The sequence below is a fragment of the Enterobacter sp. HNDS-6 genome (genome assembly GCF_039850505.1).
Lineage (GTDB): Bacteria > Pseudomonadota > Gammaproteobacteria > Enterobacterales > Enterobacteriaceae > Enterobacter > Enterobacter kobei.
In genome coordinates, this window is the sequence record NZ_CP156673.1 from 2,460,214 (window position 1) to 2,473,477 (window position 13,264).

General features: G+C 56.1%; 9 protein-coding genes. 1 reads left to right on the forward strand and 8 read right to left on the reverse strand.

Annotation, left to right across the window (positions count from 1 at the left end; genetic code table 11):
* Positions 1-64 precede the first annotated feature (64 nt).
* From nrdD to ABFI50_RS11540, 4 genes are all read right to left on the reverse strand, one after another.
* Complete coding sequence (nrdD, locus tag ABFI50_RS11525) at positions 65-2,203, reverse strand: anaerobic ribonucleoside-triphosphate reductase (RefSeq protein ID WP_014882293.1); 2,139 nt, start codon at positions 2,201-2,203, stop codon at positions 65-67.
* A gap of 369 nt (positions 2,204-2,572) precedes the next feature.
* Positions 2,573-3,145, reverse strand: a complete 573-nt coding sequence (locus tag ABFI50_RS11530; protein ID WP_014882294.1) for a PTS sugar transporter subunit IIA — start codon at positions 3,143-3,145, stop codon at positions 2,573-2,575.
* Between the two features lies 1 nt (position 3,146).
* Positions 3,147-5,744: a glycoside hydrolase family 38 C-terminal domain-containing protein gene (locus tag ABFI50_RS11535; RefSeq protein WP_347484046.1), complete on the reverse strand. Its 2,598-nt coding sequence runs from the start codon at positions 5,742-5,744 to the stop codon at positions 3,147-3,149.
* A 10-nt stretch (positions 5,745-5,754) separates the two neighbouring features.
* Entirely contained in the window at positions 5,755-7,158 is a 1,404-nt protein-coding gene (locus ABFI50_RS11540; protein WP_071847093.1) for a fructose-specific PTS transporter subunit EIIC, read from the reverse strand.
* Between the two features lie 179 nt (positions 7,159-7,337).
* Here ABFI50_RS11540 and ABFI50_RS11545 point away from each other — a divergent pair, with 179 nt between their 5' ends.
* The gene (locus ABFI50_RS11545; RefSeq protein ID WP_014882297.1) at positions 7,338-7,997 is read left to right on the forward strand and encodes a MurR/RpiR family transcriptional regulator; all 660 of its coding nucleotides are present in this window, start codon (positions 7,338-7,340) and stop codon (positions 7,995-7,997) included.
* Between the two features lie 8 nt (positions 7,998-8,005).
* Here ABFI50_RS11545 and ABFI50_RS11550 read toward each other — a convergent pair whose 3' ends face one another.
* From ABFI50_RS11550 to treR, 4 genes are all read right to left on the reverse strand, one after another.
* Positions 8,006-8,752 (reverse strand): oligogalacturonate-specific porin KdgM family protein, encoded by a 747-nt coding sequence (locus ABFI50_RS11550; RefSeq protein ID WP_023331894.1) that lies wholly within the window; start codon positions 8,750-8,752, stop codon positions 8,006-8,008.
* A gap of 136 nt (positions 8,753-8,888) precedes the next feature.
* Complete coding sequence (gene treC / locus ABFI50_RS11555) at positions 8,889-10,544, reverse strand: alpha,alpha-phosphotrehalase (protein ID WP_045268869.1); 1,656 nt, start codon at positions 10,542-10,544, stop codon at positions 8,889-8,891.
* A 51-nt stretch (positions 10,545-10,595) separates the two neighbouring features.
* Positions 10,596-12,014, reverse strand: coding sequence for a PTS trehalose transporter subunit IIBC (treB, locus tag ABFI50_RS11560; RefSeq protein ID WP_014882300.1), 1,419 nt, complete (start codon positions 12,012-12,014; stop codon positions 10,596-10,598).
* A gap of 127 nt (positions 12,015-12,141) precedes the next feature.
* A complete protein-coding gene (treR, locus tag ABFI50_RS11565) occupies positions 12,142-13,089 on the reverse strand; it encodes a trehalose operon repressor TreR (RefSeq protein WP_045268870.1) in 948 nt (315 codons plus the stop codon).
* Positions 13,090-13,264 lie beyond the last annotated feature (175 nt).

The following is a 13,264-nucleotide window of genomic DNA, read 5'->3' on the forward strand; positions in this document are numbered from 1 at the left end:
CTCGATCGGTTCCCTCTCCCTTGAGGGAGAGGGGTAGGGTGAGGGGGAGAACCCAGCGCAGAACTTACCCGATCTGCCCATTCCCCAGATGCTTCACGCGGCGTTTCACCTCTTCCTGCTTACCGGCGTTAAACGGACGCGCATCCGGGCTACCGAGATAGCCGCACACGCGGCGGGTTACCGACACGCGTGCCGCGTCGTGGTTACCGCATTTCGGGCAGGTAAAGCCTTTGCTGGTACACTCGAACTCGCCGGTAAAGCCGCACTCGTAGCATTCGTCGATGGGCGTGTTGGTGCCGTAATATGGCACATGCTGATAGCTGTAATCCCACACGTCTTCCAGCGCCTTCAGGTTGTGCTGAATGTTCGGGTACTCGCCGTAGCAGATGAAGCCGCCGTTGGCGATCGGCGGATACGCCGCTTCAAAGTCGATCTTGTCGTACGGGTTTACCTTCTTCTCCACGTCGAGGTGGAAGCTGTTGGTGTAGTAACCTTTATCGGTCACGCCTTCCACGATGCCGAACTCGGCGGTGTCCAGACGGCAGAAGCGGTCGCACAGGTTCTCGCTTGGGGTACTGTACAGGCTGAAACCGTAGCCGGTTTCCTCTTTCCACTGGTCCACGGCATCGCGCAGGCGCTGAACAATCGCCACGCCTTTTTCACGCAGCGCGTCGCTGTCATACATATGCGTGCCGCCAGACAGGGCATTAATGGTTTCATGGATGCCGATATAGCCCAGCGAAATCGACGCGCGGCCGTTTTTGAAGATCTCAGAGACGTCATCGTCCGCTTTCAGGCGCACGCCGCAGGCCCCTTCCATATAGAGGATAGGCGCCACGCGGGCTTTTACCCCTTCAAGGCGGGCGATACGGGTCATCAGCGCCTTGCGCGCCAGCTGCAGGCGTTCATCCAGCAGCGTCCAGAATTCAGCTTCATTGCCTTTGGCCTCCAGCGCGATGCGCGGCAGGTTCAGGCTGATGACGCCGAGGTTGTTACGCCCGTCGTGGATCTGCTCGCCGTTTTCATCTTCGTATACGCCGAGGAAGCTGCGGCAACCCATTGGCGTTTTAAATGAACCGGTTACTTTTACGACCTGGTCATAGTTCAGAATATCCGGGTACATGCGCTTGCTCGCGCACTCCAGCGCCAGCTGTTTGATGTCGTAATTCGGATCGCCAACTTTGTGGTTCAGCCCGTCGCGGATGGCGAATACCAGTTTCGGGAACACCGCCGTTTTGCGGTTCTTACCGAGGCCGGAGATACGGTTGCGCAGGATGGACTGCTGGATCAAACGCGATTCCCAGCTGGTGCCCAGGCCAAAACCGAAGGTCACAAACGGCGTCTGGCCGTTGGCGGTATGCAGGGTATTCACCTCATACTCCAGCGACTGGAACGCGTCATAGCACTCTTTCTCAGTGCGCGAGTGCGCATAGCCGTCGGCGTCCGGGATCTGCCACTCTTCGGCCGTTTTGCGGTGCTTGTTGAAGCTTGCGGTCACAAACGGGGCCAGCACTTCGTCAATGCGGTTAATGGTGGTGCCGCCGTAAATGTGGCTGGCGACCTGGGCGATAATCTGTGCCGTGACCGCAGTGGCGGTGGAGATGGATTTTGGCGGTTCAATCTCGGCGTTACCCATTTTAAACCCGTGGGTCAGCATGCCTTTCAGGTCGATCAGCATACAGTTGAACATCGGGAAGAACGGTGAATAGTCGAGATCGTGATAGTGGATCTCACCGCGCTCGTGCGCTGAGACCACATCGCGCGGCAGCAGGTGCTGACGGGCATAGTGTTTGGCGACGATACCGGCCAGCAGATCGCGCTGGGTGGGGATCACTTTACTGTCTTTGTTGGCGTTTTCATTGAGCAGGGCAGAGTTGGTCTGCTCTACCAGGCCACGGATCTCCTGGTTCAGGCGACCGCGCTTTTCACGCTGCACGTCACGATCGTGGCGGTACTCAATGTAGGCACGGGCCAGCTGCTTGTAGGGGCCCGCCATCAGCTGATTTTCAACCGCGGTCTGGATCTCGTTGATATCCACCTGGCTGCGTTCATTCATCTGGCTGCTAACGACTTCTGCGACGGTGGCGCAGTAATCTGCGTCATCGACTCCCGCTGCTTTAGCTGCACGCAGAATGGCTTCCTGGATGCGCTCTGATTTAAACGGCACTTTACAGCCATCACGTTTCATCACATGCGGTGTCATGATCACTCCATTTTTAAAAACAGTTTATCCACAGAGGTGGAGAAGTATTCACCGGGCGCATTCCCCGCCAGGCCAAAGACTTCCCGCGTTCCCGGCTCGTGTTATCCACAATTCCGGCCAGCGTAAGCGCCGTCTTGTTGTTGGAATAGTAGACGATTAATACAACATGTTGGGTCTGCGTGCATTTTAAGTGCTACATATAGTGATTTGCATCAAACTTGTTTGCGATTTATTTGATGCAGAACAAAGTAAAAAGACGAGAGTACAAACGGCGGGCGCTTCAGCGATTGTAAAGACCAGAAGGAAAAATCTGATTAATTATTCAACAAAAACAAGCGCTCAGCACGGTCTGTACTGAGCGCTACGTGATTAATGGATGCCGCGCACCCAGCTTAAACCTGCCTGTAAAAAGGCGGCGATAGCGACAGTGCCCAGCACCAGTGGGATGAGAAGGGAACGCGCGGGCACCGCATCCTCAATGTGCGGTTCTTCCGTACTAAGGGCAGACAGCGCCTCTTCCCGGGTGCGTGCCGCCAGAAGCTGCTCACGCACACGGTCTTCCGTCAACAGGCTGGTTAGCGTCGTGAGCAGCTGCATATGCGTGCTGCCTGCTTCAGCAGGGGGAATGGCGAGCAGGAAGACCATTCTGACCTCTTCATCCCCCTCCAGCCCCGGCCAGCGTATCGGGTCGTCAAAGAGCGCCAGACAAAACGCCGCCTGATGCACCGTCTCGGTTTTACCGTGTGGAACGGCAAGTGCTTCGCCCAGAGCCGTGGGACCTTCACTTTCACGCTGTAAAACGCTCTGGATAAATGTCTCTTGATCGCCGATGACGTTTCGCCTGACGAGCGGTTCGGCGAGCCAGCGGATCAGCGCTTCAGGGGTACGGTGCGGCGGGTTGATAAAAACCAAATCGGGGTGCGTCAATGCAAGCAAGTTCATATTAAGCCTCTAACAAAAAATCGCAGGTCGCGGAAGGGGGGATCGCCGTGACCGGCTGCACGGGCTCTTCCAGATAGTTGATCTGAGGAAGCCCCACGAAATCTGCCGGAACGGGAACCGGCTGCATGCCAGCGTTAAACACGCGGATGACCGTGCCATGCGACTGTTGGGCATGGGGCAGGGCAGACAGAATAAGCGGCTCCGGTAGGGTCAACAGCGAGAAGTGTGCCGGAAGCTGGCGTTCGGGCAGGCGCAACGAAAAGCGCTCAAGGCGATGATCGAGCGTGTGCAGCGTTTGCCGTTGATAGGTAAACGGCTGCCCGGTCGCGAGATTTTCCAGCTGGCGTAGCGTCAGATGATCGGCACTGTCGGCCAGCGCGACGCTGAATGAAAAGTGCAACGGCTTCAGCAACTGGGCATCGGGGGTCTCAACCACCGTATTATTAATCCCGGATGCCCGACCCGGACGCCAGTCAAGGTCGTTTCGTCCGAGCACACCCGTTGACTTAAACAGCGTCAGGGCAATCACTGCCGGTTCGTCCCCGAGGATCTGAAACTCCTTCATGCCGCGGCTGTTCACCACCAGCGCTTTGCCTTCTTCTGCGACAGCGATAATGCCCTCGCTGGTTTCGATATCCACGGGCAGCTCGCGATAGCGTTCCTGCCAGTTTTCATCGTCATACCCCGTTTCGCGTTGGATGATCGCAAAGGGCTGTGAGGCGATAGCGTGATGCGTGTGAATATCGCTGTTGATCAGCAAGCGCAGCCGGTGATCGCAGTGGCTGTTTTCCAGCGCACCGTCGACATACAGGTTCGGATCGTCATGGCGCAATTCACACGCCAGACGCAGGCATAACGGTTTTCTGACTGCATCCTGATGTCCGGCGAGATCCGGCGGCAGAAGCAGCGTCGCCTCAATAACCAGCTTTTCGACAAGCGGCGTTTTCAGGCAATCAATGAGTGTGAAATGGGAACAGCGCGTTGGCGTATCGCCTGCAAGCGGGGAGAAATCGTAGCTGTCGCCCGCATCCGCGCAGTCTTCGAGGGTAAATAACGCGGGGATGCATCTGCCCGTGTGTTTGTCCTCAAGGGTAAGCGTTCCGGCGTCCAGCATCAGCCGATAATGCGCATTTTCTATTTCGCGGCCCTTTTCCTGTTCAGGTTGCCGTAACGGCGCAGGGTTATTCTCAACGTTCACGGTGAGATAGCCAACCGACGGCAGAACCGGCGTCTGCACAGCAATGTGCCAGCGGAAATAGGGAGGAAGGGGCGTTTCACACTCGCCTTCGGCAGTGAGGGAGATCGCCGTTCCGCCGGGTAAAATGTCTCTTTTCAGGACGTCGAAGCGCACGGGCTGCCCCTGATACGTCAGCGCGATATGTTCAGCCCTGCTATACAGCGTGGTTTTAACCACGCGCCGCATTGGGGTGGTCAGCGGATTGAAGATCAGCAGGTCCCCTTCCTGAGCACAGGCGGCGGCCAGCGTTTTTACCACCAGATTCCACAGGCTGTGACACAGCTGCTCGGTTTGTTCCAGCCGATGCAGAATGTCGCGATTGGTCGCATCGCTATTACAGCCGCCGATAGAGTCGTGGGCGTGGGTTCGCAAAAGCGTCTTCCAGAGGGTATCGACCACAGAGAGATTGACCGGTAGCCCCTGATGCCGCGCCATGGCAATCGTCGGCTCCAGCTGTCGCAGGATAAACTGCTCAATCTCATCATTTTTCTTTTTAATGTCGTAGCGTACGGAGCCGATCGTTTTATGGATGCGGGTGTAGCGTGGCGATTTCAGCTCGCCTTCCCAGCATTCAAACTGCTCACGCTGCGCGCGCAGGATGTCCACGTAACGCTCCAGCGAACTGATGGTGTACCAATCCTGGTTGGGAGAGTGTTTGCTGGCGACCTGCAGGATAGTCGGCAGCGCCGGGTCGATGCTGACCTGATCGCCGCCGCAGGGCAGGAGCAGGTCATCGATACCGGCCCGTGAACGCAGCAAATCGACCATCGGGTAGATTTTCCCCTGCAGATGGCAGGCTTGCGAAGCGATATTTTTAGCCGCGCCATACCCGAGCGCCATCGCGCAGGCGATGACGCTCGCCCCTGACGGCGCGCGCCAGATAAACTGGCTGCGTTTGGCCTGCCGGTCGTGATCGATACCGCGCCAGAAGACGATGTTATCGATATTGCAGCCCTGCAAAATCGTCGGCATCTGCGCATTGTGGCCGAAGGTATCCGGCAGATAACCGACCTGCATCGCATGTCCCAGCGTTCGTGCGGCGAAGATGCCGTACTTCAGGTTGCGGATAATGGATTCGCCATGCACGTTGTAGGTGTCCGTCTGGGTATACCACGGCCCGACGAAAATCCTTTTTTCTCTGACCAGCTTTTCCAGCCTGGCGCGATAATCGGGATTGATCGCAAGAAAGTCCTCCACGACCGCCATCTGCCCGTCAAGGTGATAGCAGGCATAAGCCGGGTCCTGCTCCAGCGTGTTGATAACATCCGCAAAGTTATATGACGCCAGCACCATGCTGTCCTGACGGGTGAAATACCACTCCTGATCCCAGTGCGTGTGGGCAATAACGTGGATCTGACTCATGATGTTTCCCTCACCTGACGTTCTTTGGGCTGACATAAAGCACGCCCAGGGCGCAAATCAGTGCGCCAATAAAGACGCTCGCCAGATAGCCCGCCACATTGGTCGCCAGCGGCCAGCCCCAGATGGCGGGCAGAGGCAGCGTCTGCTTCACGCCGAGTGCAATCGCCACCAGCGCACCGGCGACGGCACCGGTCATGAACACCGGGATCAGGCGTGGGTTTTTCAGGATGAACGGGATAGCGCCTTCTGAGATCCCGATTACGCCCAGCAATAACGAGGTGCTGCCAACGGTTTTCTCCTCCCGGCTGAAGACATCCGGCAGACCAAAGCGGCCGTTGAGGAATGCGGCAAAACCGACGCCAATGGAGGGGATCACGATAGAGAGTTCGCGGGCGGTTAAATCAAACGTCTCGCTCATGCCATTCAGGCCGAGCGCGACCGAGCCTGCCGCCTTATTGACCGGACCACCAAGGTCGAAAGCGGTGCCCGCGGCGATCATTGCGGAATAGAACCCGCGACCGGTGTCGCCTGCCGAGGTAAAAAAGACCACCATCAGCTGATTAAGCGAGCCAAAAATCGGGTTAATCAGATATTCCATGACCATCACCAGCGTAATGCCGGTGATCAGCGGGACGATTAGCATGGTTTTAATGGTGGTGAGCTGCTGGCGGACATGAATCGAATCGTTGAGCCAGCGCACCAGATAGCCCACAAAGAAGCCAATCCCAATCGCGCCAAAAAAGCCGGAGGGCATAAAGCCCTCGATATCAAAGAAGCGCTTGTAGACTTCGTCTGACATGATGCCGCCGATAAGCCCGGGGATCAGCGCCGGTTTTCCGGCAATGGCAAACGCCAGATACATGGCGAAGACCGGATACATGAACTTGATGGTCATAAAGCCCACTTTATCCAGCACGCTGAACGGCGAATGTTCAATGTTAATAAACTGGCCGGTAATTTTGGCCGTCGCCATCATCAGCCCACCCATGACCACGACCGGTAACATATAGCTGATGGCCGCCATGATATGGCCAATAAATATCTGGTAAGCCGAACGCCGGAGATCGTCTTCGTCTTCATCTGCCACCGCGGTCGCATTTTTTTCCATTGCCAGCGCCTGACGCAGATAGCGATCGGTGTGCTTGATCAGCTCTTGTGTTCGTGTCTGAAGGTGAGGAATGTCATCAAAACGTTCGGCATCCTGAATGGGGACATCGGTTGCCAGAATAATGGCGGTGGCAGAAGCAATATCCTGTTTTGTTAAGCGATTTTTAACACCGTCGCTACCCTGCGTTTCGACCTTTACCTCAATGTTATGCGCTTTAGCCCATGCGATAATTTTATTCGCGGCCATAAACGTGTGTGCAATGCCTGTCGGGCAGGCCGTTACCGCGACAACTTTTTGTTTCGTCATTGTCATAATTCCCTGGATGTGAAAACAGGGAAAGTATAAAGAGAAGCCAAAACAGTTTTTAATGTTTGCTAATACTTATTACGTATCGTCATACGCGGGCTTGCAATATGTGAAGCGCCTTCCAGAGGATATTTTTCGGCTGTGGTAAAATCATGCCAGGATTAAACAGGGTGTAATATATGAATTCATTTCAGGGAAGTGAGCGTTTGATATTTGAATACATTCAGCATCACGCTACTCATATTTCTACTATATCGGCAAAAGAGATTGCCCGTGATACTTTTACCACGACAACCTCCGTTAATCGCGTGTGTAAGAAAATGGGCTATAAGAGCTATACAGAGCTTCGGTATCGTTTTTTACGCGATCATTTTACCCCTGCGCCTGTAAACCCTGACGTGGGGCCGCAGGCGGAGGAGATTGTGGTGGAGATGTCCAGGTTGCTGACCCATTCCAGCCATATTTTTCTCTATGCACGGGGCGCATCACTCACCAGCCTCAACTACCTGTCGCGTTTTTTATCTCTGGCGAGCCTGCCGCACCTTATTCTCAACGATATGCACCAGCTGACGCGGGTATCGAAGGGAACGCTGGTGTTGATCAGTAAATCCGGAGAGACGCAGTCGTTAATTGAAATGGCGCGTAACGCGCTGCGCAAAGGATTAAAGATTATTGCGATCACGCGCGAGGGGTCTACGCTGGCCGCGCTCTCTTCTCTATGCTGGCCGTTGTTGATTGATATCAACGCGGTATCGTTATATCAGCGGGAAGGGCAGCTGGAACTGTTAAGTGCGGTAGACCGTATCGGCTGCAGGTTGCTGCAGCACGATACGGTGTAGTCTGGTCGTCAGAGCTGCTTCACTATCCCCAGACGGACGGCATAATCATTTTCATGGTTGCCGTCATCGTTGATATAGGTTTTATCCAGTGAAACCAGTTCGACGTAAGGCGTCCAGCCATCGTCGAGCTTGTAGTTGAAGGCGACGGTATGTTCCCAGTAGGTATCATCCCCGGTTCCCTGATCGACACCATCCTGCCAGCGGAAGCGCGGGTTGTAGGACATCCCGAATTTGCCAATGTTATACGCGAACCAGATGTCGAACTGGTGTGACTGGCGGCGGGTATACCCGCTGCCGTCGAGTTCTTTGTCGCTGTGCGCGTCATTGACGGTGTTATAGCGATAACGGGCGGCGAGATTCAGACCGTTATCGAACGCTTTCCAGCCCTGAATGAAGGGGCGGTAATGGGTATTGCTGGCGGTGAAAACCGTCACCATGCCCGGCGCTACGGCAAAGCCGTTTCCAAGATCGAAGCGCCAGCGCGTTTCAATCTCTTGTGCCGCCTCCGTTAAGCCTTTTTCGTCTGGGTTATATCGGTCGGTATCGCCAAAAAAGGTATCATTGTGGTTTTGTGCGGCTTCAACGGAGAAGTAAAAACCATTCTCCGCCTGATGCATGACCTTAATACGGGAATCATTGACGTCTGAGTTTGTGTTGTGACCAAAACGAAGGTCGACGGATGTATTTCCGCACCATCCCTGTGTGCTTAATAATAGTGCGCTAATACACGTTGCTTTAATAATTCTCTTTTTCATAATGTCCTGCCGAGGTTATTTGATTGGCAGGGCTATTTTTATTTTCGGCACGCCACGATGTAAAAGTTATCGTCGTACATTTAGCGTATCGCTAAACATAAAAAAAAGAGATACAGCATGCTGTATCTCCTGATAGTTATTCCTGCACCCACCAGATAGCTTCAAACGGGCGCAAGAGCAGCGTGTCGGGACGGGTCGGGACATCATCATAGTTGCTGAGTGCGACCCGCCATGCGCCCTGTACCGGCTCCGGTTGCCACTGCTGACGCTCGCGGCTCAGGTTCGCCACCACCCTCAGCGTCTGCCCCTGCCACTGACGGCGATAACACCACAGGGAAGGATGGTCCGGGAGCAGATCCTCGTAGTCGCCCCACGTGAGCAGCGGCAGCGTTTTGCGCAGGCGAATCAGCGACTGGTAGGTGTAAAACACCGAGTCCTGGTCGTCCAGCGCCGCGCGGGCGTTCACGGTTTCGTAGTTATCGCAGACGCCAATCCACGGCTCGCCCTCGCTAAAGCCCGCATTGTGCGAGGCGTCCCACTGCATTGGCGTGCGGCCGTTATCGCGAGATTTGCTTGCCAGAATCGCCAGCAGTTCGTCAGGATCGCGACCGTTTGCCCGCATTTCGGCGAACATATTCAGGCTTTCCACGTCGCGATAATCGGTGATGCGGCTGAAGTGCGGGTTGGTCATACCCAGCTCCTCGCCCTGATAAATGTACGGCGTGCCCTGCATACCGTGCAGCACCATGCCCAGCATTTTCGCTGCGGCCACGCGATGTTCCCCTTCGTCGCCAAAGCGTGAAACGATGCGCGGCTGATCGTGGTTACACCAGAACAGCGCGTTCCAGGCTTTGTTGTGCATCCCCTGCTGCCAGTGGCGGAAGAGGGTTTTCAGCGCGACAAAGTCCGGTTTCGCCTTCGTCCATTTTTCACCGCCCGGGTAATCCACCTTCAGGTGATGGAAGTTAAAGGTCATCGACAGCTCGCGCCCGTCGAGCGAGGCATACTGCTGGCAATTCTCCAGCGAGGTCGAGGACATTTCGCCCACCGTCATCAGGTTGCGCGGGGTAAAGACGTCGCGGCTCATCTCCTGAAGATATTCGTGGATGCGCGGCCCGTCCGTGTAGAAGCGGCGACCGTCGCCCGTTTCGTCATTCGGGAAATCCTGATCTTTTGAAATCAGGTTAATGACGTCCAGACGTAAGCCGTCCACGCCGCGATCGGCCCAGAACTCGCATACCTTTTTCAGCTCGGCGCGCACCGCCGGGTTTTCCCAGTTGAGATCCGCCTGCTCCGGCGCGAAGAGGTGCAGGTAATACTGTTCGCTCTCGGCGTGCCAGCGCCAGGCGTTGCCGCCAAACTTGGAGCGCCAGTTGTTAGGCAGTTGCTCCGGCGTACCGTCGCGCCAGATGTAGAACTGGCGGTACGGGCTTTCCTTATTCAGTGATTCCCGGAACCAGGCGTGCTGGGTTGACGTGTGGTTGAACACCATATCCAGCACGATGCGAATACCGCGTTGATGCGCCCCGGCGACCAGTTCGTCAAAATCATCCAGCGTACCGTACGCCGGGTCGATGGCGATGTAATTCGCCACGTCATAGCCGTTATCCACCTGCGGCGAGATATAAAACGGCGTCAGCCAGATGGCGTCAATGCCGAGGGTTTTCAGGTAGTCCAGCCGCGCGGTCACGCCGCGTAAATCGCCGGTGCCACTGCCGGTCGTGTCCTGAAAACTCTTTGGATAGATCTGATAGATGACGCCGTTCTGCCACCAGTGAGGAAGGGTATTCATAATGCGTTCCTGCAAATGCGAAGGGGCGCAACTGCGCCCCGAAAGATGAAGTTAAACAATCTGCAGCGCGCCCTGACGGAACTTACGCTGATAAACCACGGTGGTGAGCGCCATTGGGACGATAATCGCAATCGCCATTGCCAGGGCAAACACCTGCCAGTAAGCGGGCTGGATGGAGAGAATGCCCGGCAGACCGCCTACGCCAATCCCGTTCGCCATCACGCCGTTCAGACCGCACACCAGGCCTGCCAGACCGGAACCGATCATCGCGCAGAGCATCGGGAAGCGGTATTTCAGGTTGATACCGTACATCGCCGGTTCGGTGACGCCGAGGTAGGCGGAGATGGCGGCCGGAACGGAGATCTCGCGCTCGTTGTGCTTACGGCTGACGATGATGATGCCGGTCACCGCAGACGCCTGCGCAATGTTAGACAGGGCGATAATCGGCCAGACCGGCGTGCCGCCGAGGCTCTGGATCATCTGCATATCAATGGCCAGCGTGGTCTGGTGTACACCGGTAATCACCAGCGGGGCGTACAGGAAGCCAAACAGCGCGGCGCCAATCGGTGCGAAGCTGCCGGTCATCAGGTGGCGCACCGCGAAGGCCACGCCGTCGCCGATCATGCGGCCAAACGGACCGATAAACGCATGTGCCAGGAAGACGGCCAGAATCAGCGAGCAGACCGGAACGACCACCAGATAGAGATAATCCGGCACGATGCGCTTCAGGCGTGTCTCAATAAAGCCCAGCATCAGCCCCGCCAGCAGGGCCGGGATAACCTGCGCCTGATAGCCCACTTTGGCGATGGTGAACAGACCGAAGTTCCACACTTCAGGCACCTGCTGACCAAGTAAGTAAGCGTTCATTAACTGCGGAGAGACCAGCGTGACGCCCAGCACGATACCGAGAATCGGCGTACCGCCCATTTTGCGCACTGCGGACCAGCAAATCCCGACCGGCAGGTAGAAGAAGATCGCTTCACCAATCAGCCACAGGAAGTCGTAAACGGTTTTCAGCGCCGGATACATCTGCGCCAGCGTTTTGCCGTCGCTCATCGGCACATCACCGATGACGTTACGGAAACCAAGAATTAAGCCGCCGCTAATCAGCGCCGGCAGCAGCGGGAAGAAGATCTCCGCGAAGTGGGAAATCAGCTGCTCGTGCCACTTCATATTCTGGCGTGCAGCCTTCTTGGCCTGCTCTTTATCCGCCGAGCTGTGCCCGGTGGTTGCCAGCAGAGCCTGATAGTAATCGCCCACTTCGGTACCAATGACCACCTGGAACTGCCCGGCGTTGGTGAAGCAGCCTTTAACCATTTTGAGTTCTTCAATGGCCTTCGGGTTCGCTTTTGCCGGATCGTTCAGCACGAAGCGCAGGCGGGTAATGCAATGGCTAACGGTTGCGATGTTTTCGCGGCCGCCGACCAGGACGATCAGCTGATCAATATCTGCTTGTTTGACTTTACTCATCATGAAACCTCATGACAGATGGTGAGGGGTGTAATGACCTGAGCGCAAGCCTACTCTTTCAGCGTGACGGCGAAAATGGGAACGTTCCCGAAATCGGGCGAAGATCACAATAAACGCTTCAGAGGGGCTATGAAAGATGAGCGGGAATCACGATCTGCCGCGGCTCGCTCCGCCCGTTGATCTGCTCGATCAGCTGCGCGGCGGCCTGTCTGCCGGACTCGGCATAACCTGGATCGACGGTGATGATCTCCGGGTGCAGAAACTTCATCAGCGGCGTGCTGCCGACGCTCGCCACCTGCAGGCTGTCGATGCGCTGCTCCTGGAGGTATTTGCTGGCTCCCAGCGCCAGCGTATCCGTGGCGCACACCAGCGCGGTTGTCTGCGGGGTCAGGACACTGGCAACCTGCTCATAGCCTTGCTTCATGCCCAGACCCGGCAGGGAGGCGACGGCCGGGAGGTTGTGCTTTTTGCAAAACGCCAGATAGGCCTCATGGCGACGCTTGCCGGTGGTGACGTCGATGTGGGGTACGCCGAGGAAGCTGATATGGCGATGGCCTTTATCGTACAGACGCTGCATCAGGGTGATAATCGCCCCCTCGTCGTCATAACAGACAGAGGCAAAACCGTGGGCGTCGCGCGCCATCATGACCAGTGAGGGCTGCCAGGGTTTTAGCATCTCGTCTTTAATGCCGGTAAAGCCGAACAGCACCACGCCGTCAATGTTGCGTCGCTGGAGCATGCCCAGATGCTCTTCAACCAGCTGCGGCGAGAACTGGCTCTCCATCATGATGGGGTCATATCCCTGCTCGTAAAAGGCGGGCAGCATGGTCTGCACGGCAAGGTTCTCCGAGAGCGAATCCAGACGAGAGACAATAATCGCGACCACTTTGTCACTCTGCCCGCGCATAGCGCGCGCGGAGCGGGAAGGGGAAAAGCCGTGCTGATTCATCACCGCCTCGACGCGCTCGCGTGTGCGTTCGCTGACACCGCTTTCGTTATTCAGCACCCGTGAGACTGTCGATTTCCCCACGCCGCTTAAACGCGCGATGTCTTTAATGGTAAGGCGGTTCTGCATGCTGTTTTCCCTGTAACAACGACAAAATGATCAATTGAGCCTAATGCTATAGCGCGATTTCGCTATGGGCAAAGTCTGGTTTACGTTCGGTTTATTTGCAGGGGGGTATAATACCGCCCGAATCGTCACAAAGGGTACGCTTAAATCCTTATACTGCGCGGCGACACCCTGTTTT

What these genes read in the sequence shown, in the direction of transcription:
- treR (WP_045268870.1), bottom strand. Translation starts at nt 13,089, where the DNA reads ATGCAGAACCGCCTTACCATTAAAGACATCGCGCGTTTAAGCGGCGTG.
- treB (WP_014882300.1), bottom strand. Translation starts at nt 12,014, where the DNA reads ATGAGTAAAGTCAAACAAGCAGATATTGATCAGCTGATCGTCCTGGTC.
- nrdD (WP_014882293.1), bottom strand. Translation starts at nt 2,203, where the DNA reads ATGACACCGCATGTGATGAAACGTGATGGCTGTAAAGTGCCGTTTAAA.
- ABFI50_RS11535 (WP_347484046.1), bottom strand. Translation starts at nt 5,744, where the DNA reads ATGAGTCAGATCCACGTTATTGCCCACACGCACTGGGATCAGGAGTGG.
- treC (WP_045268869.1), bottom strand. Translation starts at nt 10,544, where the DNA reads ATGAATACCCTTCCTCACTGGTGGCAGAACGGCGTCATCTATCAGATC.
- ABFI50_RS11550 (WP_023331894.1), bottom strand. Translation starts at nt 8,752, where the DNA reads ATGAAAAAGAGAATTATTAAAGCAACGTGTATTAGCGCACTATTATTA.
- ABFI50_RS11540 (WP_071847093.1), bottom strand. Translation starts at nt 7,158, where the DNA reads ATGACGAAACAAAAAGTTGTCGCGGTAACGGCCTGCCCGACAGGCATT.
- ABFI50_RS11545 (WP_014882297.1), top strand. Translation starts at nt 7,338, where the DNA reads ATGAATTCATTTCAGGGAAGTGAGCGTTTGATATTTGAATACATTCAG.
- ABFI50_RS11530 (WP_014882294.1), bottom strand. Translation starts at nt 3,145, where the DNA reads ATGAACTTGCTTGCATTGACGCACCCCGATTTGGTTTTTATCAACCCG.